This window comes from Streptomyces sp. So13.3, from assembly GCF_005860785.2.
Lineage (GTDB): Bacteria > Actinomycetota > Actinomycetes > Streptomycetales > Streptomycetaceae > Actinacidiphila > Actinacidiphila fildesensis.
The window spans coordinates 3,769,399-3,794,112 of record NZ_CP048835.1 but is presented as its reverse complement, the minus strand read 5'-3'; the positions used below and the strand labels follow the sequence as shown (position 1 = coordinate 3,794,112).

Annotated in this window: 17 protein-coding genes and 1 pseudogene; 17 read left to right on the top strand and 1 reads right to left on the bottom strand. The window is 71.4% G+C overall.

Annotation, left to right across the window (positions count from 1 at the left end):
• Window positions 1-10 precede the first annotated feature (10 nt).
• From C8250_RS17155 to C8250_RS17110, 10 genes are all read left to right on the top strand, one after another.
• Window positions 11-1,498: a folylpolyglutamate synthase/dihydrofolate synthase family protein gene (locus C8250_RS17155; protein WP_244809823.1), complete on the top strand. Its 1,488-nt coding sequence runs from the start codon at window positions 11-13 to the stop codon at window positions 1,496-1,498.
• 9 nt (window positions 1,499-1,507) lie between these two features.
• The gene (locus C8250_RS17150) at window positions 1,508-1,843 is read left to right on the top strand and encodes a DUF4233 domain-containing protein (protein WP_138357755.1); all 336 of its coding nucleotides are present in this window, start codon (window positions 1,508-1,510) and stop codon (window positions 1,841-1,843) included.
• A gap of 50 nt (window positions 1,844-1,893) precedes the next feature.
• Window positions 1,894-2,307, top strand: a complete 414-nt coding sequence (ndk, locus tag C8250_RS17145; RefSeq protein ID WP_138357754.1) for a nucleoside-diphosphate kinase — start codon at window positions 1,894-1,896, stop codon at window positions 2,305-2,307.
• A gap of 310 nt (window positions 2,308-2,617) precedes the next feature.
• Window positions 2,618-3,643, top strand: coding sequence for a rod shape-determining protein (locus tag C8250_RS17140; RefSeq protein WP_138357776.1), 1,026 nt, complete (start codon window positions 2,618-2,620; stop codon window positions 3,641-3,643).
• Between the two features lie 128 nt (window positions 3,644-3,771).
• Window positions 3,772-4,719, top strand: coding sequence for a rod shape-determining protein MreC (gene mreC, locus C8250_RS17135; RefSeq protein ID WP_138357753.1), 948 nt, complete (start codon window positions 3,772-3,774; stop codon window positions 4,717-4,719).
• A 2-nt stretch (window positions 4,720-4,721) separates the two neighbouring features.
• Window positions 4,722-5,369, top strand: a complete 648-nt coding sequence (gene mreD / locus C8250_RS17130) for a rod shape-determining protein MreD (RefSeq protein ID WP_138357752.1) — start codon at window positions 4,722-4,724, stop codon at window positions 5,367-5,369.
• A 75-nt stretch (window positions 5,370-5,444) separates the two neighbouring features.
• On the top strand, window positions 5,445-7,658 hold the full coding sequence (mrdA, locus tag C8250_RS17125; RefSeq protein WP_138357751.1) for a penicillin-binding protein 2: 2,214 nt from the start codon (window positions 5,445-5,447) through the stop codon (window positions 7,656-7,658).
• Window positions 7,655-8,851: a rod shape-determining protein RodA gene (gene rodA, locus C8250_RS17120; protein WP_138357750.1), complete on the top strand. Its 1,197-nt coding sequence runs from the start codon at window positions 7,655-7,657 to the stop codon at window positions 8,849-8,851. The genes mrdA and rodA overlap by 4 nt, the downstream gene beginning before the upstream one ends.
• An 83-nt stretch (window positions 8,852-8,934) precedes the next feature.
• On the top strand, window positions 8,935-10,455 hold the full coding sequence (locus C8250_RS17115; RefSeq protein ID WP_138357749.1) for a CYTH and CHAD domain-containing protein: 1,521 nt from the start codon (window positions 8,935-8,937) through the stop codon (window positions 10,453-10,455).
• A gap of 101 nt (window positions 10,456-10,556) precedes the next feature.
• Window positions 10,557-12,482 carry a TIGR03960 family B12-binding radical SAM protein gene (locus C8250_RS17110; RefSeq protein WP_138357748.1) on the top strand — a complete coding sequence of 642 codons (1,926 nt, stop codon included), beginning with the start codon at window positions 10,557-10,559 and terminating at the stop codon, window positions 12,480-12,482.
• A gap of 23 nt (window positions 12,483-12,505) precedes the next feature.
• On the opposite strand, the gene C8250_RS17105 is transcribed toward C8250_RS17110, so the two are convergent.
• A complete protein-coding gene (locus tag C8250_RS17105; RefSeq protein ID WP_244809170.1) occupies window positions 12,506-13,699 on the bottom strand; it encodes an ROK family protein in 1,194 nt (397 codons plus the stop codon).
• Between the two features lie 146 nt (window positions 13,700-13,845).
• Here C8250_RS17105 and C8250_RS17100 point away from each other — a divergent pair, with 146 nt between their 5' ends.
• The 7 genes and pseudogenes from C8250_RS17100 to obgE all read left to right on the top strand — a co-directional run bounded on the left by C8250_RS17100 (window position 13,846) and on the right by obgE (window position 24,666).
• A complete protein-coding gene (locus tag C8250_RS17100; protein WP_138357746.1) occupies window positions 13,846-15,312 on the top strand; it encodes an APC family permease in 1,467 nt (488 codons plus the stop codon).
• A 90-nt stretch (window positions 15,313-15,402) separates the two neighbouring features.
• A complete protein-coding gene (locus C8250_RS17095; RefSeq protein WP_138357745.1) occupies window positions 15,403-16,872 on the top strand; it encodes a hypothetical protein in 1,470 nt (489 codons plus the stop codon).
• Between the two features lie 383 nt (window positions 16,873-17,255).
• Window positions 17,256-18,035 (top strand): TIGR03936 family radical SAM-associated protein, encoded by a 780-nt coding sequence (locus tag C8250_RS17090; protein WP_138357744.1) that lies wholly within the window; start codon window positions 17,256-17,258, stop codon window positions 18,033-18,035.
• 222 nt (window positions 18,036-18,257) lie between these two features.
• A pseudogene (locus C8250_RS17085) lies at window positions 18,258-22,244 on the top strand (Rne/Rng family ribonuclease).
• A gap of 262 nt (window positions 22,245-22,506) precedes the next feature.
• Window positions 22,507-22,827, top strand: a complete 321-nt coding sequence (gene rplU, locus C8250_RS17080) for a 50S ribosomal protein L21 (protein ID WP_138359423.1) — start codon at window positions 22,507-22,509, stop codon at window positions 22,825-22,827.
• Window positions 22,828-22,841: 14 nt separating this feature from the next.
• Window positions 22,842-23,099: a 50S ribosomal protein L27 gene (rpmA, locus tag C8250_RS17075; protein WP_138359421.1), complete on the top strand. Its 258-nt coding sequence runs from the start codon at window positions 22,842-22,844 to the stop codon at window positions 23,097-23,099.
• A 136-nt stretch (window positions 23,100-23,235) separates the two neighbouring features.
• Window positions 23,236-24,666, top strand: a complete 1,431-nt coding sequence (gene obgE / locus C8250_RS17070; protein WP_138359419.1) for a GTPase ObgE — start codon at window positions 23,236-23,238, stop codon at window positions 24,664-24,666.
• Window positions 24,667-24,714 lie beyond the last annotated feature (48 nt).

Genomic DNA, 24,714 nt, shown 5'->3' with positions numbered 1-24,714 from the left:
GGCAGCAAACCTGTTCGACGAGACCCCGGACGACGACGCCCCCGACGGCGGGCCCGTCCGGGAAGCCGACATGGCGGTGATCGAGGCAGGCAGCCGTACCCTGCGCACGCCCGTCCCGCTCACGCCGGACGACGGCGTACCGGCCCCGCCCAAGGACCCCGCGACCGAGCGTGAGCTGCGGGAGATCGAGGGGGAGCTGACCGGGCGCTGGCCCGAGACGAAGCTGGAGCCGTCGCTCGACCGGATGACCGCACTCATGGACATCCTGGGCGAGCCGCAGCGCACCTACCCGGCCATCCACATCACCGGGACCAACGGCAAGACCAGCACCGCCCGCATGGTCGAGCAGCTGCTGCTCGGCTTCCATCTGCGCACCGGCCGCTACACCAGCCCGCACGTGCAGGCGATGACCGAGCGGATCAGCCTGGACGGGCAGCCGATCAGCGCCGAGAAGTTCATCGAGACGTACCGCGACATCCAGCCGTACATCGAGATGACGGACGACGCGCAGCCGCACCGGCTGTCGTTCTTCGAGGTGCTCACCGCGATGGCCTACGCGGCCTTCGCCGATGCGCCCGTCGATGTCGCGGTCGTCGAGGTCGGCATGGGCGGCAGCTGGGACGCCACCAACGTGATCGACGGCTCGGTCGCCGTCGTCACCCCGATCGCGCTCGACCACACCGACCGGCTCGGCACGACGCCCGGCGAGATCGCCGTGGAGAAGTCCGGGATCATCAAGAAGGACGCGACCGTCGTGCTGTCCCAGCAGCCCGTCGACGCCGCGACCGTGCTGCTCAAGCACGCCGTCGAGGTCGACGCGACGGTGGCCCGCGAGGGCATGGAGTTCGGGGTCGTGCACCGCGAGATCGCGGTCGGCGGCCAGCTGCTGACACTGCGCGGCCTCGGTGGCGAGTACGAGCAGATCTTCCTGCCGCTGCACGGCGAGCACCAGGCGCAGAACGCCGCGGTCGCGCTGGCGGCCGTCGAGGCGTTCTTCGGCATCGGCACCACACGGGTCGGCTCGCTGGACATCGACACCATCCGCGGTGCCTTCGCGTCCGTCACGTCGCCGGGCCGTCTGGAGATCATCCGGCGCAGCCCGACCGTCGTCCTGGACGCCGCGCACAACCCGGCCGGCGCGCGGGCGGCGGCTGCCGCGGTCAGCGAGGTCTTCGACTTCACCCATCTGGTGGGGGTCGTCGGTCCGAGTGCGGAGAAGGACGTCCGCGGGCTGCTGGAGGCGTTCGAGCCGGTGCTCGCGGAGATCGTGGTGACCCGGAACTCGACCAGCCGGGCGATGGACGTGGACGCGCTGGCGGCGCTGGCCGTCGAGGTCTTCGGGGACGACCGGGTGCAGGTCGAGGCGCGGCTGGACGACGCCATCGAGGCCGCGATCGCCCTCGCCGAGGACGAGGGCGCGTACTCGGGGGCGGGCGTGCTGGTCACCGGATCGGTGTTCACCGTGGGAGAGGCCCGGCTGCTGCTGGGCCGGAAGTGAGGCGGCACGATGCGGACCTTGTGCGCGAGCACCCTGATCGGTGAGTTCTTCGTGATCGGCTTCGCCGGTCTCGTCGCGATGAAGCAGGACGATCTGACGGCCGGCACGGTGTGGGCGGTGTGCGGCGCAGGGATGCTGCTGTGCGTGCTGCTGTGCGGCATGCTGTCCCGCCCCGGGGCCCTCGCGGTCGGCTGGGCGCTGCAGATCGCTCTGGTCGTGAGCGGCTACTGGGTCGGGACGATGTACTTCCTGGGCGTGGTCTTCGCGGCCCTGTGGTGGGCCTCCGTCCACTACGGCCGGAAGATCGACGAGGCCAAGGCGAGGCACTCGGCGCAGGTGGCCTGACCACGCCTTGTAATGTCGTCATACCCGTCACCGTCAGTAGGAGCCGTACCGTGAGCCAGCGCACCCTTGTCCTTCTCAAGCCGGACGCCGTCCGCCGCGGCCTGATCGGCGAGATCATCGGCCGGATCGAGCGCAAGGCAGGCTGGACGATCGGCGCCCTCGAACTGCGCACGCTCGATCTCGGCACCCTGGAGCAGCACTACGCCGAGCACGTCGGCCGCCCGTTCTACGAGCCGCTGATGGAGTTCATGGCCTCGGGCCCGTCCGTGGCGCTGGTCGTCGAGGGCGAGCGCGTCGTCGAGGGCGTACGGGCGCTGGCCGGCCCCACCGACCCGATCGCCGCCGCCCCCGGCTCCATTCGCGGGGATTTCGGCAGCATCGTGCGCGAGAACCTCATCCACGCCTCGGACTCCCCGGAGTCCGCCGAGCGGGAGATCAAGCTCTTCTTCCCGGGCCTGGTCTGAACAATCGGCCCGCCGTCCCGCTTCCGGGTGTATGCGCTGACCGGCTGTACCCCTTCTGAACTGCGGTGAAGGCTCGTCGACTGACGCCCAATCAGCTCAGAGGCGACCGGGGAAATCCGGTCGCCTCCGGCATATGCAACGCTTTATCGGGAACCAATCTCTCCGACACGTCGTCACCATTACCAGCGGACGCTGTGTGTTCTGATGACAATGACGTCGGAACCCCGGACCCCGTGCCCCGTGGGGCGCGACTACGATGGAATCTCCGCTCAAGCTCGGGAAGGCCAGACGTATCCACATGGCGAACAACATGTCGTTCATCGGCCGTGACATGGCTGTCGACCTCGGGACTGCCAACACGCTGGTGTACGTCAGGGGTCGCGGGATCGTCCTCAACGAGCCCTCGGTCGTCGCCATCAACACGAACACCGGCGGCATCCTGGCGGTCGGCGCCGAGGCCAAGAAGATGATCGGCCGCACCCCGGGAAACATTGTCGCGGTCCGCCCGCTGAAGGACGGCGTCATCGCCGACTTCGAGATCACCGAGCGGATGCTGCGCTACTTCATTCTCAAGATCCACAAGCGTCGTTATCTGGCCCGCCCCCGCGTCGTCGTCTGCGTGCCCTCCGGCATCACCGGGGTCGAGCGACGCGCCGTCATCGAGGCCACCACCCAGGCCGGCGCCCGCCAGGTGCACATCATCGAGGAGCCGATGGCCGCCGCGATCGGCGCCGGGCTCCCGGTCCACGAGGCCACCGGCAACATGGTGGTCGACATCGGCGGCGGCACCACCGAGGTCGCCGTGATCTCACTCGGCGGCATCGTCACCGCGCAGTCCATCAGGGTCGCCGGCGACGAGCTGGACAGTTCGATCATCCAGCACATCAAGAAGGAGTACAGCCTCCTGCTCGGCGAACGCAGCGCGGAGCAGATCAAACTCACCATCGGGTCGGCCTTCGACCCGAAGCTGGAGAAGGACGAGCACACCGAGATCCGTGGCCGTGACCTGGTCAGTGGCCTGCCCAAGACGGTGGTGATCTCGGCCGCCGAGGTCCGCAAGGCCATCGAGGAGCCGGTCAACGCGATCGTCGACGCGGTCAAGACGACGCTCGACAAGTGCCCGCCCGAACTCTCCGGCGACATCATGGACCGTGGCATCGTGCTGGCCGGCGGAGGAGCGATGCTCCGCGGGCTGGACGAGCGACTGCGGTACGAGACCGGAATGCCGATCCACATCGCGGAATCCCCGCTGGACTGCGTGGCGCTCGGCGCCGGCAAGTGCGTCGAGGAGTTCGAGGCGTTGCAGCAGGTTCTGGACGCCCAGCCGCGCAGATGAGTTCGCAAGGTCCTGCGTGCGGGTGACTGCCCGCCGGCACGCGGGATCGTTCTCACTGCGTCACACACTTCGACCGGCCGGGGACCGCAGCCGACCGGTCCGTTCGAGGAAGGCACGGACTGGCGCCCGTGAGGGACACACGAGAGAGCCGGCTTCTGCTGGTGCTGTTGATCGCGATCGCGTTCGCACTGATCACCGTGGACATCCGCGGCGGCGAACAGTCACCGATGGACGGCCCCCGACAGGCGGCGGCCTCGGCCTTCGGACCTGTCGAAAAGGGTGTGGCGTCCGCCGTCGACCCGGTCGGCAACGCGATCTCCGCGGTGCGCGACTCCGGGGGACGGCACAGCACGATCAGCCGCCTGGAACGCGAGAACGCGGAGCTCAAGCAGCAGCTCGGCAGCAAGGACATCACCCGCAACAAGGCCCGTGAACTGGACCAGCTCCTGAAGACCGCGGGAGCCGGCCAGTACGCGATCAAGGGCGCTCAGATCATCGCCATAGGAGCCGCCCAGGGATTCTCCTGGACGGTCACCATCGACGCCGGAAGCGCTGACGGCGTCCTCCGCGACCAGACCGTCATCAACGGCGAAGGCCTGGTCGGACGGGTCACCACCGTCGGACCCTCCACCTCCACCGTGCTGCTCGCCAACGACCCGGACTTCACCGTCGGGACCCGGATGGAGGGCTCGATGGAACTGGGCTTCGCGACCGGCCAGGGCGACCGGCCGATGCGCGTCCAGCTGCTCAACGGCAAGGCCAAGGTGAAGAAGGGCGACCGGCTGGTCACCTTCGGCTCGCAGGCCGGCAAGCCGTTCGTACCCGGCGTCCCGGTCGGCAGGGTCGTCGCGATCGACCCGTCCGCGGGCAGCCTCACCCGTACGGTCCAGGTCGAGCCGTACGTCGGCTTCTCCCGGCTCGACATCGTCGGCGTCGTCGTCGAGGGCCCGCGCACGGACCCGCGCGACAGTGTGCTGCCGCCGAAGCCCACGCCGTCGCCCACCGCGGCCAAGGTCGCCCCGCCGGCGCGGAAACCGGGCGCCACCCCTTCCGGTGCGCCCACCACCAGGAGCTGACCATGCGACTCAACCGGATCCTGCTCTCCACCGTCCTGGTCGTCGTCGCGATGGTCGTCCAGGTCAGCGTGCTCGCCAGGCTGCACCTGCCCGGCGCGGTACCCGACCTGCTGCTGCTCACCGTGCTCGGCCTCGCGCTGACCTACGGCCACGTCGGCGGCTCACTCGTCGGCTTCGGCGCCGGCATGCTCGCCGACCTGGCACCGCCCGCCGACCACGCCGTCGGCCGGTACGCGCTCGTGCTGTGCGTCATCGGCTATCTGGCGGGCCTCGCCAAGCCCGAGACCGGGCAGCTGCGGACCGCCGCCATGCCGATGCTCGTCGTCGTCGCGGCGGCCATCGGCGGCACCCTGCTCTACGCGGGCGTCGGCGCCCTGGTCGGCGACACCGCCGGGGCCCATGTGGGTCTCGCCAAGCTGATCTTCACCGCGGCCGTCTACGACCTGCTGCTCGCCCCGTTCATCGTCCCGCTGGTCATGGCACTGGCCAGACGCTTCGACCACGACCCGCTCGCCGAGGACGCGGCCGGCGGCTACGGCAGCCGCATCGGCAGCCAGCGCGCCGGCCTGCTCGGCCGGGTCGGCCGGGTCGGCCGGGTCGGCCGCGGCAGCCGGGTCGGCTCCATCGCCAAGGGAGGCCGCAGGCTGTGAGCGCCCGCCCTCCCCTGGCCTCCGGCACGGGGAACCCCACCGCCACGAATCCCGCGAGGAAGGCGCCGCGCGCCGATGTCTAACATTCCCGAGACCGGCCGCACCTCCCGCGTCACGATCCGCCTGGTCATCCTGCAGATCCTCGTCTTCTCCCTGCTGCTCACCCTCGGCGGACGCCTGTGGTACCTGCAGATCCGCAACGGTGACGAGTACACCGAGAAGGCCGCCAGCAACCACATCCAGCAGGTCGTGACCCCCGCGGTCCGCGGGGCGATCCTGGACGCGCGCGGTGTGCCCATCGCCGACAACGAGACCCGGCTGGTGGTATCCGCCAGCCGCACCGAGCTGCTCAAGCAGAAGGACGACGGCAAGGCCGTCCTCACCCGGCTCGCCGCGGTGCTGGCCATGCCGCCCGCCGACGTCATCGCCAAGGTCCGGCTCTGCGACGCCAAGACCCCCCAGCCCTGCTGGAACGGCTCGCCGTACCAGCCGATCCCGATCACCGACAAGGCCACCACCCAGCAGGCGCTGCAGATCATGGAGCGCCGCGAGGACTTCCCCGGTGTGACCGCGGAGCCGACCGCCGTCCGCCGCTACCCGGCGCCGAGCAAGGCCAACGCCGCACAGGTGCTCGGCTACCTCTCGCCCGTCACGGACGACGAGATCGCCTCCTCGCAGAAGAACGGCACGCCGCTGCTGCGCTCCGACCAGGTCGGCCGCTCCGGCCTGGAGCGCCAGTACGACGCGGCGCTGCGCGGTACGGCGGGCGTGACCCGCTACGAGGTGGACAACCTCGGCCGGGTGATCGGCCGGGCCGGTGACACGCCCGCGGAACCCGGCGCCAATCTGGTGACCAGCATCGACTCGCGCGTCCAGGCCGTCGCCGAGAAGGAGCTGAACGACGCGATGGTGGAGGCCCGCAAGACCTTCGACACCGTCACGGGCACCAACTACAAGGCCGACTCGGGCGCGGTCACGGTCATGGACGTGCACACCGGCCAGGTCATCGCGATGGCCAGCGCCCCGACGTACGACCCGAACGCGTGGGTCGGCGGCATCTCGCCGGCCGACTACAAGCAGCTGACCGGCAAGGACTCGAACTACCCGCTGCTGAACCGGGCCATCCAGGGCCTGTCGGCGCCCGGCTCGACCTTCAAGGTGATCTCCACGTCGGCCGCCGTCAACGCCGGATACCCGCTCGACGGCGCCTACCCCTGCACCTCGTCGATGACCATCGGCGGCCGTGTGTTCAAGAACTTCGAGGGCGAGAGCTTCGGCGCGATCAACCTCGGCAAGGCGCTGGAGATCTCCTGCGACACCGTCTTCTACGGGCTCTCGTACAACCAGTGGCTCGCGGACGGCGGCACCAAGCCCAAGAACCCCAAGGACTTCTTCTACAAGACCGCCCACCAGTTCGGCCTGGGCGCCAAGACCGGCATCGACCTGCCGGGCGAGGTCAAGGGCCGGGTCCCGGACCGCCAGTGGAAGCAGGCCTACTTCGAGGCCAACGTGGACTACTGGTGCCGGGAGGGGAAGACCAACAAGCAGGACTACGCGACCCAGATCGCCCGCGAGAACTGCGTCGACGGCAATGTGATGCGCGCCGGTGACTCGGTGAACTTCGCGATCGGCCAGGGTGACACCCTCGTCACCCCGGTCCAGATGGCGCGGATCTACTCGGCCCTCGCCAACGGCGGCACGCTCTACCAGCCGACCATAGGGAAGGCGATCGTCAGCGCGGACGGCAAGACGATCAAGCCGATCGCGCCCAAGGCCACCGGCAAGCTGCCGGACAGCGCCGAGACCCTGAAGTACATCAACCAGGCCACCGCCGGCGTCATCACCAGCGGTACCGCCGCCTGGCGCTTCTCCGGCTGGCCGCAGGACAAGATCCAGCTGCACGCCAAGACCGGTACCGCCGAGGTCGACGGCAAGCAGACGACGTCCTGGCTGACGACGTACACCAAGGACTACGCGATCGTCATGACGATCTCGCAGGGCGGCACCGGCTCCGGCGGTTCAGGACCCGCGATCCGCAAGATCTACGAGGCGATGTACGGCATCCAGGCCAACGGCTCGATCGACAGCAAGAAGGCGCTGCTGCCGACCCCCGAGACGAAGCTGCCGAAGTTCGCCGACGACGGCTCCGTCGTCCGTGCCGTGTCCGCCGTCACCACCCTCGCCCCGTCGTCCGGCGCACCCTCCGCGCCCGCCGGCGGCCCGGTGCTCGCCGCGCTCGCCCCCGGCCGCGACGACAAGCTCCTGCTGGGCCGGAGGTACGTCTCATGACCGCCAACGGCTACACGATCCGCCGCTTCACCCCGGAACGCAGCACCCTGGGCAAACTGCTCGCCCGGGACTCGATACTGCGCCGGATGGACTGGGTCCTGCTGGGCTCCGCACTCGCGCTGTCGGCGATCGGCACGCTGCTTGTCTACTCGGCGACCCGCGGGCGCACCAACCTCACCCACGGCGACCAGTACTACTTCCTGCTGCGCCATCTGATGAACACCGGCATCGGCCTCGGCCTCGCCGCGGGCGTCGTGGCGCTGGGACACCGCCGGCTGCGCGGTGTCGTGCCGGTGCTCTACGTGATCTCGGTGCTGCTGATCCTGTCGGTGCTCAGCCCGCTGGGCACCACGATCAACGGCGCGCACTCATGGATCGTGATCGGCGGCGGCTTCTCGCTGCAGCCGTCCGAGTTCGTGAAGATCACCATCATCCTGACCATGGCGATGCTGCTGTCGGCGCGGGTGGACGCGGGCGACCGCGTGCACCCCGACCACCGCACCGTCCTCCAGGCCCTGATCTGGGCCGCGCTGCCCATAGCGATCATCATGCTGATGCCGGACCTCGGCTCGGTGATGGTGATGGCGGTGATCATCCTCGGTGTGCTGCTCGCCTCCGGCGCCTCCAACCGCTGGGTGCTGGGCCTGATCTCGGCGGGCGCGGTGGGGGCCGCGCTGATCTGGCAGCTCGGCGTGCTCGACAAGTACCAGGTCGACCGGTTCGCGGCGTTCGCCAACCCCGCCCTGGACCCGGCCGGCGTCGGCTACAACACCCACCAGGCGCTCATCGCGATCGGCTCCGGCGGCCTGTTCGGCAAGGGGCTCTTCCACGGCAGCCAGACCACCGGCCAGTTCGTGCCCGAGCAGCAGACCGACTTCGTCTTCACCGTCGCCGGCGAGGAGCTCGGCTTCGCCGGGGCCGCCGCGATCATCGTCCTGCTCGGGCTGATCGTCTGGCGGGCCTGCGCGATCGCCCGCAGCGCCACCGACCTGTACGGCACGATCGTCGCGGCCGGCATCGTCGCCTGGTTCGCGTTCCAGGCGTTCGAGAACATCGGGATGACGCTCGGCATCATGCCGGTCGCCGGCCTGCCGCTGCCCTTCGTGTCGTACGGCGGCTCGTCGATGTTCGCGATCTGGATCGCCATCGGACTGCTCCAGGCGGTCCGGATACAGCGCCCGATGTCCGCCTGATCGCCGCCACTGGCCGGAACGAACCGGCCGGTGGCAAGGTACGCGCCATTGCCCGCAGCGGAACCCGCGACTACGTTCCCTTCATGGGTAAGCGTGTGCGGGAGACCGAGCGCAAGTACGAAGCGGACGGCCGGTTCGAGCAGCCCGATCTCAGCGGGCTGCCCAAGGTCGTCAGCAGCTGTGACCTGGATCCGGCGGAACTCGACGCCGTCTATTTCGACACCGAGGACCTGCGCCTCGCGGCCCGCAGGATCACCCTGCGCCGCCGCACCGGCGGGGACGACGCCGGCTGGCATCTGAAACTGCCGACCACCGAGGCCGACACCCGCACCGAGGTGCACGCCCCGCTCGGACGCGCGACCCGCACCGTCCCGAAGGACCTGGCCGCCGAGGTGGCCGTGCACACCCGGGGGCGGCGGCTGATCCCCGTCGTGCGGCTCAAGAACCACCGCGAGCGGCAGCATCTGCTGGACGCGGCGGGGGAGCCCCTGGCGGAGATCGCCCACGACCACGTCACCGCACAGCTGCTGGGAGCCGGCCCGGCGAGCAAGGCCGTGGCGATCACCTGGACCGAGTTCGAGGTCGAACTCGTCGGCGGCAAGCCCGCGCTCCTGGACGCCGTCGAGCAGCGGCTGGCCGCCGTGGGACTGCACCGTTCGGACTCGCCCTCCAAGCTCGCCCGCGCCCTCGGCGACCGGCTGACGGCGGCGATCGTCCCGCCGGGACCGCCCGCCGAGATCCTCACCGCCGGGGACGCCGCGCTGGCCTATCTGTACGAGCAGCTGCGGGCCCTCATCGCCCTCGACCCCGAGGTCCGGCGGGCCGAGCCCGACGCCGTGCACCAGATGCGGGTCGCGGCCCGGCGGGCGCGCAGCGCCCTGAAGACCTTCCGCCGGGAGCTGGACCGGGCCGTGACCGACCCGGTCGGCGAGGAGCTGAAGTGGCTCGGCGCGGTGCTGGGCACGGAGCGCGACCGTGAGGTGCTGGCCGAGCGGCTGCAGGAGCGGCTCACGGAGCTCGCCCCGGACCTGATCGACGAAACGCTGCGCAGCCGGCTGCTCGCGGAAGGCACCAAGGCGCACGGCGAGACGCACGCCGCCGTGCTGCGGGTGCTCGGCGGCCCGCACTACTTCCAGGTGCTGGACACGGTCGAGGCACTCCTCTCGGACCCGCCGTACCTGGAGGGCGCGAAGGCGGCCGCGACGCCCGCGCTGCAGAAGGCCGTACGCCGGGACCACCGGCGGCTGCGGAGGCTCGTCGAGGCCGCCATGGCCGTCGAACGCGGCCAGGAGCGCGATCTGGCGCTGCACGAGGCCCGCAAGGCGGCCAAGCGTGCCCGCTACTGCGCCGAGGCCGCCCGCCCGGTGCTCGGCTCCCCGGCGAAGGAGCACACCGCCCGGATGAAGTCCGTCCAGCAGCTGCTGGGCGAGCACCAGGACAGCGTGATGTGCCGGGTCGCGATCGCCCGGCTGGCCGGGGAGGCCGTCGCGGCGGGCGAGAGCGCCTTCCCGTACGGCGCGCTCAGCCAGCTGGAGCGGGCCCGCGCGATCGAGGTGGAGGAGCAGCTCCCGGAGCGCTGGCGCGAGGCCGATCTCCGGCCGTGATCCGGTGCGGCGCACGGCCGGGATTTCCACCGGGCGAAGGCGACTCCGAAGGCGCGCTAGTCTTGAGGGTCACCCCTGCCCGCTGATGAAAGACATCTCTGATGCCTGTCGAGTCGGTCTTCCCCCGTCTGGAAGCGCTTCTCCCGCACGTCCAGAAGCCCATCCAGTACGTCGGTGGGGAGCTGAACTCCACCGTCAAGGACTGGGACGCCTGCGATGTGCGCTGGGCGCTGATGTACCCGGACGCGTACGAGGTCGGCCTGCCCAACCAGGGCGTCATGATCCTTTACGAGGTGCTCAACGAGCGCGAGGGCGTCCTCGCCGAGCGCACGTACAGCGTGTGGCCCGACCTGGAGGCCCTGATGCGCGAGCACCAGGTTCCGCAGTTCACGGTCGACGCGCACCGTCCGGTCAAGGCGTTCGACGTGTTCGGCCTGAGCTTCTCCACCGAGCTCGGCTACACCAACATGCTCACCGCGCTGGACCTCGCCGGCATCCCGCTCAACGCCGCCGACCGCACGCTCGACGACCCGATCGTGCTCGCGGGCGGCCACGCGGCCTTCAACCCCGAGCCGATCGCGGAGTTCATCGACGCCGCGGTGATCGGCGACGGCGAGCAGGCGGTGCTGGCGATCACCGACATCGTCCGCGCCTGGAAGGCCGAGGGCCGTCCCGGTGGCCGTGACGAGGTGCTCTTCCGGCTCGCGAAGACCGGTGGGGTGTACGTCCCCAGGTTCTACGACGTCGAGTACCTGGAGGACGGCCGGATCTCCCGCGTCGTCCCCAACCGCTCGGGCGTGCCGTGGCGGGTCTCCAAGCACACCGTCATGGACCTCGACGAGTGGCCCTACCCGAAGCAGCCGCTGGTCCCGCTCGCGGAGACCGTCCACGAGCGGATGTCCGTCGAGATCTTCCGCGGCTGCACCCGCGGCTGCCGTTTCTGCCAGGCCGGCATGATCACGCGCCCCGTGCGGGAGCGAAGCATCACCGGCATCGGCGAGATGGTCGAGAAGGGCCTCAAGGCCACCGGCTTCGAGGAGGTCGGCCTCCTCTCGCTCTCCTCCGCGGACCACAGCGAGATCGGTGAGATCGCCAAGGGCCTCGCGGACCGCTACACGGAGGACAAGGTCGGCCTGTCGCTGCCCTCCACCCGGGTCGACGCCTTCAACATCGACCTCGCCAACGAGCTGACCCGCAACGGGCGCCGGTCCGGCCTCACGTTCGCCCCCGAGGGCGGCAGCGAGCGCATCCGCAAGGTCATCAACAAGATGGTCTCGGAGGAGGACCTGATCCGTACGGTCGCCACCGCGTACGGCAACGGCTGGCGCCAGGTGAAGCTGTACTTCATGGTCGGGCTCCCCACCGAGACCGACGAGGACGTCCTGCAGATCGCCGACATGGCGCGCAACGTCATCCAGAAGGGCCGCGAGGTCACCGGGCAGAACGACATCCGCTGCACGGTCTCCATCGGCGGTTTCGTCCCCAAGCCGCACACCCCCTTCCAGTGGGCGGGCCAGCTCGGCGTCGAAGAGACCGACGCCCGGCTCGCCAAGCTGCGGGACGCCATCCGCAACGACAAGAAGTACGGCCGCAACATCGGCTTCCGCTACCACGACGGCAAGCCGGGCATCGTCGAGGGCATGCTCTCCCGCGGCGACCGCCGGATCGGCGCGGTCATCCGCGCGGTGTACGAGGACGGCGGCCGCTTCGACGGCTGGCGCGAGCACTTCAGCTACGACCGCTGGATGCGCGCCGTCGACAAGGCGCTCCCCGGCACCGGCGTCGACCTGGACTGGTACACCACCCGCGAGCGCACCGAGGAAGAGGTCCTGCCCTGGGACCACCTGGACTCGGGCCTCGACAAGGACTGGCTGTGGCAGGACTGGCAGGAGTCGCTGGACGAGACCGAGGTCGAGGACTGCCGCTGGACCCCGTGTTTCGACTGCGGCGTCTGCCCCCAGCTCGACCTGGACATCCAGATCGGCCCGACGGGCAAGAAGTTGCTCCCGCTGACGGTCGTCAAGTAGCAACCGCAGCGGTCGGCATCGTCCTAGGACGATGCCGACCGCTGTTCGAACACCACATCCCGTGCTGTTCCCAGCGCGGTGGCCACCGCGCCCAGAACCACCGCGTCCTCTCCGAGGGCGCTCGGCACCACCTTCGGTCGTAGCGGTGTCAGCGCCCGCAAGGTGTCCCGGACCGTGCTCAACAGCAGGTCCGCGCTGTGACCCACGCCCCCGCCCAACACCACCAGGTCCGGATCCAGCACCGCCGCCACCGCCGCCACCGTGTGCGCGAGCCGTTCCCCCTCCTGGCGGACGGCGGCCACAGCGGCGACGTCGCCGGCCCGTGCCGCGTCGAAGACGTCCTTGGCGGTGAGCGGGCCGCTCATGCCCAGCCCGCGGGCGGCCTGGACGACGGCGTCGGCCGCCACCGCGCTCTCCAGGGTGTCCGGTGTGTCCGGCCGGTGGTGGCCGGGGCCGGCCCACGGCAGATAGCCGATCTCGCCCGCCGCGCCGTGCGCGCCGGTGAACAGCCGGCCCTCGGAGACCACGCCCATGCCGAGCCCGGTGCCGATCATGACGTAGACGAAGAGCTTGCTGCCCGCGCCGACGCCGAAGGTGTACTCGCCGAGGGCCGCCAGGTTGGCGTCGTTGTGGACGGCCAGCGGTACCCCGAGTTCGTCCCGCATCCGGTCGAAGAGGCCGGCCCGGCCCCAGCCGGGCAGGTGCTGGGCGTAGCGGACCCGGCGCTGCGTCTCGTCGTACACGCCGGGGGTGCCGACCACCGCGTGGGCGACCTTGGCGGGGGGGACGCCGGAGTCGGCGACGACCTGGTGGGAGGTGGCGACCACGAGGTCGGCCATCGCGGCGGAGCTGCGGGCGCGGTTGCGGACGTCGGCGCGGGCGACGACCGTTCCGTCGAGGTCGGCGAGGGCGACCCGCAGCCACGCGCGGCCGATGTCGATGCCGAGCGCGTAGCCGGCCGACGCGTCGGGGGCGTAGAGCACGGCGACGCGGCCGCGTTCGGGGGTGTGCAGGCCGGCTTCGCGGACCAGTCCTGCCAGTTCGAGGAAGGCGAGGGCGCTGGAGACCGTCGGCTTGGACAGGCCGGTCTCGCGGGCGAGTTGGGCGCGGGAGGCGACGCCCCCGGTCCGCAGCCGCTCCAGCAGGAGCCGCTCGTTGGTGCTGCGCAGTCGCTGTCGGTTCCAGGGCTGTTCCGCACCACCGTCGCTGCTGCTCATCGCACCATTCTCATGCATATCGCCGTGACCCCTTGACGCATCAAGTAAAGGTACTTAACTTAAGCACGCCCGGCGCCGAGGCGAACCCCTGCACTGGCGAAACGGCAGTCCGCTCCCCGTCCCCGTCACCTGCCCAGGGAGGCACCGTGTCCGGCTCCCCGCCACCTGCCGGCGGCTTTGTCCGCCGTATCGGCCTGTTCCAGGCCACCGCCATCAACATGAGCCAGATGTGCGGCATCGGACCCTTCGTCACCATCCCCCTGATGGTCGCCGCGTTCGGCGGGCCGCAGGCCGTGATCGGCTTCCTGGCCGGCGCCCTGCTGGCGCTGGCCGACGGTCTGATCTGGGCCGAGATGGGCGCGGCGATGCCCGGTTCCGGCGGCTCGTACGTCTACCTCCGGCAGGCGTTCCAGTACCGCTCGGGCAAGCTCATGCCGTTCCTGTTCGTCTGGACGGCCATGCTCTTCATCCCGCTGATCATGTCCACCGGAGTCGTCGGCTTCGTCCAGTACCTCGGCTATCTGGCCCCCGACATGGGCCAGAACGCGGGGGACGCCGTCGGTCTCGGCATGATCGCGCTCGTCGTCCTGCTGCTGTGGCGCGGTATCGAGCACATCGCCCGCATCACCGCCGTCATGTGGTGCGTGATGATCCTGTCGGTCGCGCTGGTCATCCTCGCCGCGTTCACCCACTTCGACGCGGACCTGGCCTTCACCTACCCCGCGCACGCCTTCGAACTGACCAGCCACACCTTCTGGATCGGCTTCGCCGCGGGTCTCACCATCGGCATCTACGACTACCTCGGCTACAACACCACCGCGTACATGGGCGCCGAGATCAAGGACCCCGGGCGCATCCTGCCGCGCTCCATCATCTTCTCGATCCTCGGCATCATGGGGATCTACCTGCTGCTCCAGATCGGCACCCTCGGGGTCATCGACTGGCACCGGATGCTCAACGCCGACGACATCGCCTCCTCGTCGGTCGCCTCCGCGGTCATGGAGAAGACCTGGGGCAAGGGCGCCGCCGACACCGTCACCGTCCTCATCCTCATCACGGCCTTCGCCTCGGTCTTCACCGGACTCCTCGGCGGCTCCCGGGTGCCCTACGACGCGGCCCGTGACCGCGTCTTCTTCCGCCAGTACGGGAAGCTGCACGCCCAGCACCGCTTCCCGATGCTGGGCCTGGCCACCATGGGCGTCATCACCGCGATCGGCTTCCTCATCGGCCGCCACACCGATCTGGCCACCCTCATCCAACTGCTCACCACCGTCATGGTGATCGTCCAGGCGCTCGCGCAGATCCTCGCGGTCTCGGTGTTGCGCCGCCGCCAGGCCGGTCTGCACCGGCCGTACAAGATGTGGCTCTACCCGCTGCCGAGCATCATCGCCCTCGTCGGCTGGCTGGTGATCTACGGCTACGCGGACAAGAACTCGCCCGGCCGTCACCCCATCGAGTGGTCCCTGGCGTGGGTCGCCCTCGGCTGCGTCGCCTTCCTCCTGTGGGCCCGCTTCGAGAAGGTCTGGCCGTTCGGGCCGAAGGAGATCACTGAGGAGTACCTCCAGGGGATCGACCCCGACACCGAGCAGGACACCGCGCCGGCGGCCGTCTGACGGACGCGGGGACGTAGGGCGGGGCCCCGGGCGAGCTGCCCGGGGCACCTCCGCTTCTGGGTTCCGGCCGGCGTCACGTACCGTGCGCGCATGAGCGTGACGGGGGAACGGGACACCGGCCAGGGCTGCTTGACGGTCGCGATACGCATGCCGGTGCGGATCTTCGCGCTCGTCGTGATCCTTCCGGTGCGGATGGCGTGGGACGCGCTCGCCGCCCTGGGCCGCGGTCTGGGCGCCGGCCTGGGCTGGCTCTGGCGGCGCGTCGTCGTCGAACCGCTCAGCGCCGTGGCCCGCGGCACCGGCCGCGCCCTCCGGTGGCTGGGCGGCGCCCTCGCCCTGCTGGGCCGCGTCCTCATCGCCGTCCCGCTGGTGTGGCTCTGGACGGCGGTACTCGTCCCGGCCGGCCGGGGGACCGCCACCACCGCCCGGTGGCTGGTGCGCACGCTGGTCGTGGTGCCGCTCGGCGCCCTGTACCGCTACGTCCTGACGCCGTTCGGCCGGGGCGTGACGTGGTCGCTGCGCGCCGCCGGATCCGGCCTGGCCGCGCTGGTCCGGCTGCTCGGGACCGGCGTCGTCCTGCTCGTGACCCACCTCCTCGTCCGGCCGCTGCGGCTGCTGCACACCGCCGTCCTGGCCCCCGCCGCCCGCGCGCTGGCCGCCGCCCTCGCGGCCACCGGCCACGGCACCGGCGCGGCCGTGCGGTGGCTGCTGCGCGTGCTGGTCGTCGTTCCGCTGGTGCTCCTGTACCGCTACGTGCTGACGCCGGCCGGCCACGCCGCACGGTGGTCGGTGCGGGCACTCGGCACGGCCGCCGGCCGGCTGCTCCGCTACCTGGTCGCCGTACCGGCCGTGGCTCTCTACCGCTACGTACTCACGCCGCTCGGCCATGCCGCGGTCCGGACGGCTCGCGCGTCCGGCACCGCCGCGGTGTGGCTCGGGCGGGTGCTGTTCGTGGTGCCGGTGGTCGCGTTCCACCGGTACGTGCTGACGCCGCTGGGCCGGGCCGCAGGGTGGTCGGTGCGGGCGCTCGGCACGGCCCTCACCTGGTCGGCCGAGGCCGTCGGCACGGCTGTCGGCTGGCTGCTCCGGTATCTGCTCGTGGTGCCCGTCGTGGCCCTCTACCGCTATGTACTGGCCCCGGTGGGGCGGGAGATCGCCGCCGCGCTCGGCCATGCCTGGCGGGTCGCCGGGTACATCTCGCGGGCGGTGGGGCGCGGGCTGAAGTGGCTGGCGCGGACCCTGATCGGCGATCCGGCGCGCTGGGTGTGGCACACCGTCTTCGTGCCGGCCGCCGACGCCGTGCGCGCCGTCGGCCGCTGGACGCGGCGCGAAGTGCTCGCGCCGGTCGGACGGGCGGTCGGTGAGGCCCGGCAGATCGTTCAGGACGCGCTGCGCACCGTCCGTGTGACCGTTCGCGAGGCCCGGGCGGACGCCCGCCGGATGCTGTTCGGGGCGCCGAAGAGCGCCCCGCGCCTTCCGGAGCAGAGCGCGGCGCCCGTCCCGGACCTCGTGAAGCGCGCCCCGGAGTTCGGCAAGCGCGTCCCGCCGGGCCATCGCTGAGCGGGACCGGGACCCGGCGGGGCGCCGTCGTCAGCCGGCGGATGCCGACGCCGTACGCCAGGTCGCCGACGAGGAACGCCCGGGCGGCCCGCTCCTCGTTGGTGAGTTCGATCTCGACCCGGCGGTGCGGACCGGTCCCACGGAACGGTTCCGGTCCAGACCCGTTACGCATACGAGATGCGAATGGCGGTGGCCGGAGGCGAGGATGAGATTTGGCCGAAACCCCGCGGGCCCGCTGCTCCGCACCGCCCGTCATCACCTGTGCGCGACGCGGCGTAACCTTGGGTATGACAAACGGGCCCCGACAAGGCCTCCGCAGACGTACGAGGGACTGAACGACACTGGGCAAGCGACAGCCCGAAGGCCCACCGCCCGCACCGACGGTGCAGCGCATCCGCCTGCGCTACACCAAGCGCGGCCGCCTCCGGTTCACCAGTCACCGCGATTTCCAGCGCGCCTTCGAGCGGGCCCTGCGCCGCGCCGAGGTGCCGATGGCGTACTCGGCGGGCTTCACCCCGCACCCCAAGGTCTCGTACGCGAACGCCGCGCCCACCGGCGTCGGCAGCGAGGCCGAGTACCTGGAGATCGGCCTCACCGAGGTCCGCGACCCCGAGAAGCTGCGACTGCTGCTCGACGAGTCGCTGCCCACCGGGCTCGACATCACCGAAGCGGTGGAGGCCCGTACCTCCGGCCTCGCCGAGCGGCTGCAGGCCTCCGTATGGCAGCTCCGGCTCGACGGCGTCGAGCCGGCCGAGGCGGAGCGTGCGGTCGCCCTCTTCCTCGCCGCCGAGACCGTCCAGGTCGAGCGGAAGACCAAGAACGGCATGCGCGCCTTCGACGCGCGCGACGCCGTCACCCGGCTCGAGGTCATGCCGGCTGACGCGCTCGAACAGGGTGCGGATAGGCCCGAGCCTGTCGCCTGTGCGATACTGCGGCTAGTTGTTCGGCACTTGACACCTGCCGTGCGACCCGACGACGTCCTGTCCGGCCTCCGTGTGACGGCCGACCTCGCGCCGCCGGTCCCCGCAGCGGTGACCAGGCTGGCGCAGGGGCCGCTCCACGAAGAGTCCGGGACGGTCACCGACCCGCTCGCGCCAGATCGCGACGCCGCGACGGTGCCGAGTGGGGACTCCCCGCCGAAGGCTGGGGAAGCTTCCGCGTAGGAACGCCGTCGACGTGTTGCCGACGCGCCAGGGAGCCACCCGGGCCCGGTGACGCTGACCTCATAAGACTTTCGTCGGCCCGTCACAGGCGTGCCGACGAGCGAGACAACAGCTCCCGTGCGGCGCCCGCGCCCCCGGACAGCGGCACCACGACCGACGTCGCGGCCCGCCGCCACCGGAACAGAGCGCGGCGCCCGGGAGCATGACGGGAGCACTGCCCGAATGCTCGATCACAACGAGCCCAACGAGGCGCCGGACACCGGCGCCGCAACCAGCGAAAGAAGCCGGCCCCCGCCGTCGCCGCCGGGCCGTTGTCCCGCCCGGCCGGCCTGCCCGCCGCGCCCGGCCGACGAGGCCCCGGCCGCGAGCCCGGCGTCCGCAGAGGACACCGACACCTCCGCCGCGCCGCCGCGCCCGTCGTCGCGCCACCCGCAAGGTGACGGCCCCGGCCCCGGTGCCCCTGCGGCCCCCCGACGCCGTGCCGAGACCCCGGCGGTCGCACCGGCCGCCGCGCCCGAAGCCCCGGCCGAGGCCGCTGACGCCCCGGACTCCGCCGCGCCGCCGCGCGCCGTCGTCGTGCGACCCGTAAGGTCACCGCGCCGTCCGAGGCCCCGCAGGCAGTCGAGGAGGCGCCCGCCGCCGAGACCCCGGCCGCCGTCGAGGCACCGGCCGAGCCAACCGTGGACCCCGCCGCCCCGACCTGGGCCCCGCCGCCGCGCGACCCGCAAGGTCGCCGCGCCCGCCCAGGCTCCGCAGTTCATCGAGGAGGCGCCCGCCGCCCCGCGCCGGTCGTCGCCGCGGCCCCCGCTGCCGCGGCACCCGCCGCGTCCGGAGGCCGAGGCCCCGGGCCGTGGCCGCCGCTCCTCCCGCAAGCGCGTCGCTCCCTCCGCCCCGTCGGCCTCGTCGGCCGCGGGCGACGGCGCCCGCCGGCTGAAGCCGGGCGCGCTGGCACCGAAGGACGACACCTTCGCGCAGGCCGCACCGGCCGCGCAGCCCGTCGTGCCGGACGAGGAGGACACCGAGGCGCCTGCCGCGCCGCGTGCCGCCCGCCGCGCCACCCGTAAGGGCACCGCCGAGGCCGCCCCGCAGTTCACCCCGGTCGAGGAGGCCGTGGCCGAGGCACCCGAGGCGGAGGCCCCGGCCCGCAACCGCCGCACCCGCAAGCGCGCCGTCGCCGCCGAGCAGGCCGTCGAGGCCGCCCGTCCGGTCGAGCCCGCCGAGCCGGAGGAGACCGCCGCGCCGGTGGCCGTCGAGCCCGAGGAGGCTCCGGCCGAGCCGGCGCCGACCCGTGGCCGCCGCCGTGCGGTGCGCCCGCCGACGATGGTCTTCCAGCCGCCGGTCTTCCAGGCCGCCGAGCACGTCACCACCCCCGTCGCCGCCGAACCGGTCCAGGAGGAGCCGCCGGCTCCGGCCGTCCGGTCCCGTGACGAGGACGACGAGCAGGAGGGCGGTTCGCGTCGCCGCCGCCGTCGCCGCGGCGCCCCGGCCGAGGACGTGGTGACCGAAGCCGCGCCCGTCGAGGCCGAGGACGAGACCGCCGACGCGGTGTCCGAGGAGACCGTGTCCGACGAGGACGACGACGAGTCGGACGACCGTCCGTCGCGCCGCCGCCGCCGTGGTGGCCGCCGCCGTCGCCGTGGCGAGTCCGCCGAGGGCGACGAGCAGTCGGCCGAGGACGAGGAGCACGAGGACGACACCGAGGACGACGCCGAGGCGTCGGACGGTGGCCAGGACGACGACCACGGCTCCACCAGCAGCCGTCGCCGGCGCCGTCGCCGTCGCCGCAGTGGCGACTCGGGCGGGGACGACGGCACGGTCGCCGACGACCCGGAGCGCACGGTCGTCAAGGTCCGTGAGCCGCGCGCCAAGGCCGAGCCCAGCCTGGGCACCGGCTTCGACGAGGTGACCTCCATCAAGGGCTCCACCCGCATGGAGGCGAAGAAGCAGCGCCGCCGTGAGGGCCGTGAGCAGGGCCGCCGCCGCGTCCCGATCATCACCGAGGCCGAGTTCCTGGCCCGCCGCGAGGCCGTCGAGCGCGTCATGGTCGTCCGGCAGAGCGGTGAGCGCACCCAAATCGGCGTGCTGGAGGACAACGTCCTCGTCGAGCACTACGTGAACAAGGAGCAGGCCACCTCGTACGTCGGCAACGTCTACCTGGGCAAGGTCCAGAACGTGCTGCCGTCCATGGAGGCCGCCTTCGTCGACATCGGCAAGGGCCGCAACGCGGTGCTGTACGCCGGCGAGGTCAACTTCGAGGCGCTCGGCATGGGCCACGGTCCGCGCCGGATCGAGAGCGCGCTGAAGTCCGGCCAGTCGGTCCTGGTGCAGGTCACCAAGGACCCGATCGGCCACAAGGGCGCCCGCCTCACCAGCCAGATCTCGCTGCCCGGCCGCTACCTGGTCTACGTGCCCGAGGGCTCGATGACCGGCATCAGCCGCAAGCTGCCCGACAACGAGCGCGCCCGGCTCAAGACCATCCTCAAGAAGATCGTCCCCGAGGACGCGGGCGTCATCGTGCGCACCGCCGCCGAGGGTGCGAGCGAGGAGGAGCTGCGCAGCGACGTCGACCGGCTGCAGGGCCAGTGGGACGACATCCAGAAGCGCGCCAAGGGCGGCAACGCCCCGACGCTGCTCTACGGCGAGCCGGACATGACGGTCCGCGTCGTCCGCGACATCTTCAACGAGGACTTCACCAAGGTCATCGTCAGCGGTGACGAGGCGTGGGAGACGATCAACGAGTACGTCCACCATGTCGCTCCGGACCTGACCGACCGGCTCAGCCGGTGGACCTCCGAGGTCGACGTCTTCGCGACGTACCGGATCGACGAGCAGCTGCTGAAGGCGCTGGACCGCAAGGTCTGGCTGCCGTCCGGCGGTTCGCTGGTGATCGACAAGACCGAGGCGATGATCGTCGTCGACGTCAACACCGGCAAGTTCACCGGTCAGGGCGGCAACCTCGAGGAGACCGTCACCAAGAACAACCTGGAGGCGGCCGAGGAGATCGTGCGCCAGCTGCGGCTGCGCGACCTGGGCGGCATCGTCGTCATCGACTTCATCGACATGGTCCTGGAGTCCAACCGCGACCTCGTCATGCGGCGGCTGCTGGAGTGCCTGGGCCGGGACCGGACCAAGCACCAGGTCGCCGAGGTCACCTCGCTCGGTCTGGTGCAGATGACCCGCAAGCGGGTCGGCCAGGGCCTGCTGGAGTCGTTCTCCGAGGTCTGCGTGCACTGCAGCGGGCGCGGCGTCATCGTCCACATGGACCAGGCGACGACCACCGGTGGCGGCGGCAAGCGCAAGCGCCGCGGCAAGGCCGGGACCGGTGCGGGCGACGAGCACACGCACGAGCACGACACCGAGAACGAGAACGGCAACGACACCGAGAACGACGAGTACGAGGCGCACGAGGACGCGGACGAGTACCCGGAGCTGGAGCCGGTCGCGGTGACCGAGGCCGAGCTGGTGCCGACGGTCGCGACCGACGACGAGTGGTTCAGCAGCGCCGCCGAGGCCGAGGCCGCGGCGACGTCGCGTGGCCGTGGCGGCCGCCGCCGGGCGAGCCGTAAGGCCACCGCCCCGGCGGGCGCGCCCTTCGCGGACCGGCAGTCGCCGGCCGCCGAGGTGATCGAGTTCGTGATCGAGCCCGCGGCCGAGGCCCCGGAACCGGTCGTCGTCGAGCCGGTCGCGGAACCGGCACCCGTCGCGGAACCGGTCATGGAGCCGCAGGCCCCGGGCCGTACGCGCCGCCGTGCCACCCGCAAGGTGAGCGCCCCGGCGGGTTCGCCGGCCTCCTCCGAGGCCGAGCCCGTCACCGTGGTCGAGGCCGCCCCCGTCGTCGAGCCGACGCCGGAGCCGGTCGTGGAAGCGGCAGTGGAGGCGGCGCAGCCCGCTCCCTCCGCCGCACCGCCCCGCGCCCGCCGCCGTGCGACCCGCGAGGTGACCGCTCCGGCGGCCGAGGGCGCCGCAGTGGTGGTCGTCGGCACCGAGCCCGCCACCGAGGCCGCAGAGGCCGTCCAGGAGGCCGCTGAGGCCGACGGGGCGGTCACGGAGCCCAAGAAGCGGGCGCCGCGCAAGGCGGCCGCGAAGAAGGCGCCGGCGGCGAAGAAGGCCGTGGCGAAGAAGACGGCGGCCAAGAAGACCGTCGCCAAGAAGGCACCGGCCAAGAAGGCGGCCACGAAGAAGACCGCCGGTACGGCCGACAGCGAGTAGCTCAACTGCTGGTGTGACAAGCCGTCTTGAGACGGTGAAGGGCGGGCCCGGAGACCTCGGGCCCGCCCTTCCGCACTACGTCCGCCGGCCGCCCGGCCACCCGGTTTGACCCTGCGCCACGGGCCCCGTAGCCTTGGCCTTCGGCGTTTTTGCGCCCGCTCCTGAGCAAATCCCTCCCGGTCCGCCGGGAGAGGCCCCCCAATGCAGGACAGGGATGGCTGGCTTCAGGAGTACCCGATTCGAGCTTGAGAGTGAGTTCCGCGTGTACGCAATCGTGCGCAGCGGCGGCCGCCAGCACAAGGTGGCCGTTGGCGATGTCGTCGAGGTAGACAAGATTTCCACCGGCAAGGTGGGCGACGCGGTCGAGCTCTCGACGCTCCTCGTGGTCGATGGCGACTCCGTCACCAGTGACCCGTGGGTCCTGGCCGGAATCAAGGTCGCGGCCGAGATCGTGGACCACCACAAGGGTGTCAAGATCGACATCCTGCGGTACAAGAACAAGACCGGTTACCGCCGTCGTCAGGGTCACCGTCAGCAGTACACGGCGATCAAGATCACCGGTATCCCCGCGGCTGCGAAGTAAGGGACTGAGAAAACATGGCACACAAGAAGGGTGCATCGTCCACCCGTAACGGACGTGACTCCAACGCTCAGTTTCTCGGCGTGAAGCGTTTCGGCGGCCAGGTCGTCAACGCCGGCGAGATCATCGTCCGCCAGCGTGGCACGCACTTCCACCCCGGTTCGAACATGGGCCGCGGCAAGGACGACACGCTGTTCGCTCTCGCCGCCGGTGTGGTCGAGTTCGGCACCGCGCGTGGCCGCAGGGTAGTGAACATCGTTCCGGCCGCCGTCTAATACGGCTCCGCAACGAACACAGACACACCACTGAGGGCGGATCCCACTTCCCCGACGCGCACCGCGCGCGGGAAGAGGGTCCGCCCTTGGTGCGTTAGTACTGAGACAATCCCGTATTTATCTGGAGGCAATCCGTATGACCACCTTCGTGGACCGCGTCGAGCTGCATGTCGCCGCGGGTAACGGAGGCCACGGCTGCGCCTCCGTTCACCGGGAGAAGTTCAAGCCGCTCGGCGGTCCGGACGGCGGCAACGGCGGCCGTGGCGGCGATGTGATCCTGGTCGTGGACCAGGACGTCACCACGCTCCTCGACTACCACCACACCCCGCACCGCAAGGCCACCAACGGCAAGGGCGGCGCGGGCGGCAACCGCACCGGCTCCGAGGGCCAGGACCTGGTCCTGCCGGTGCCGGACGGCACCGTCGTGCTGGACCGGGACGGCAACCTGCTCGCCGACCTCGTCGGCCAGGGCACCACCTTCATCGCCGGCCAGGGCGGCCGCGGCGGCCTGGGCAACGCGGCGCTGGCCTCGGCCCGCCGCAAGGCCCCCGGCTTCGCGCTGCTCGGCGAGCCCGGCAAGGCCCGGGACATCGTCCTGGAGCTCAAGACCGTCGCCGACGTGGCACTGGTCGGCTACCCGAGCGCGGGCAAGTCCTCGCTCATCTCGGTGCTCTCGGCCGCCAAGCCGAAGATCGCCGACTACCCCTTCACCACCCTGGTCCCGAACCTGGGCGTGGTCACCGCCGGTGAGGTCGTCTACACGATCGCCGACGTCCCCGGCCTGATCCCGGGCGCCAGCCAGGGCCGCGGCCTGGGCCTGGAGTTCCTGCGGCACGTCGAGCGCTGCTCGGTGCTCGTGCACATCCTGGACACCGCCACGCTGGAGTCCGACCGGGACCCGGTGACCGACCTCGACGTCATCGAGGCCGAGCTGGCCGAGTACGGCGGCCTGGGCGACCGGCCGCGCATCGTCGTGCTGAACAAGATCGACGTGCCGGACGGCAAGGACCTCGCCGACATCATCCGGCCCGAGCTGGAAGCCCGCGGCTACCAGGTCTTCGAGGTCTCGGCCGTCTCCCGGCTGGGCCTGCGCGAGCTCTCCTTCGCCCTGGCGAAGATCGTCGCCGAGACCCGCGCCGCCAAGCCCGCGCAGGAGTCGACCCGGGTCGTCATCCGCCCGGTCGCGGTGGACGACGCCGGCTTCACCGTCACCGAGGAGGAGGGCTCCTACCGCGTCCGCGGCGAGAAGCCCGAGCGCTGGGTGCGGCAGACCGACTTCTCCAACGACGAGGCCGTCGGCTACCTCGCGGACCGGCTCTCGCGCCTCGGTGTCGAGGAGCGGCTGGTGAAGGCCGGCGCCCAGGCGGGCGACGAGATCATCATCGGCGAGGAGGAGAACGCGGTCGTCTTCGACTGGGAGCCGACGATGGCCGCCGGTGCCGAGATGCTGGGCCGCCGCGGCGAGGACCACCGCTTCGACCCGCCGCGCCCGGCGGTCAACCGCCGCCGCGACAAGAGCGACAAGGACGACGCGCAGCAGGAGTTCGACGACTTCGAAGCCTTCTGAGCAGTCGTTCCGAACAGCCCCCGAGGAGCGCCGGACCAGGCGCTCCTC

What these genes read in the sequence shown, in the direction of transcription:
- C8250_RS17150 (WP_138357755.1), top strand. Translation starts at nt 1,508, where the DNA reads ATGCGGACCTTGTGCGCGAGCACCCTGATCGGTGAGTTCTTCGTGATC.
- C8250_RS17140 (WP_138357776.1), top strand. Translation starts at nt 2,618, where the DNA reads ATGTCGTTCATCGGCCGTGACATGGCTGTCGACCTCGGGACTGCCAAC.
- mreD (WP_138357752.1), top strand. Translation starts at nt 4,722, where the DNA reads ATGCGACTCAACCGGATCCTGCTCTCCACCGTCCTGGTCGTCGTCGCG.
- mrdA (WP_138357751.1), top strand. Translation starts at nt 5,445, where the DNA reads ATGTCTAACATTCCCGAGACCGGCCGCACCTCCCGCGTCACGATCCGC.
- rodA (WP_138357750.1), top strand. Translation starts at nt 7,655, where the DNA reads ATGACCGCCAACGGCTACACGATCCGCCGCTTCACCCCGGAACGCAGC.
- C8250_RS17115 (WP_138357749.1), top strand. Translation starts at nt 8,935, where the DNA reads ATGGGTAAGCGTGTGCGGGAGACCGAGCGCAAGTACGAAGCGGACGGC.
- C8250_RS17110 (WP_138357748.1), top strand. Translation starts at nt 10,557, where the DNA reads ATGCCTGTCGAGTCGGTCTTCCCCCGTCTGGAAGCGCTTCTCCCGCAC.
- C8250_RS17105 (WP_244809170.1), bottom strand. Translation starts at nt 13,699, where the DNA reads ATGAGCAGCAGCGACGGTGGTGCGGAACAGCCCTGGAACCGACAGCGA.
- C8250_RS17095 (WP_138357745.1), top strand. Translation starts at nt 15,403, where the DNA reads ATGAGCGTGACGGGGGAACGGGACACCGGCCAGGGCTGCTTGACGGTC.
- rpmA (WP_138359421.1), top strand. Translation starts at nt 22,842, where the DNA reads ATGGCACACAAGAAGGGTGCATCGTCCACCCGTAACGGACGTGACTCC.
- obgE (WP_138359419.1), top strand. Translation starts at nt 23,236, where the DNA reads ATGACCACCTTCGTGGACCGCGTCGAGCTGCATGTCGCCGCGGGTAAC.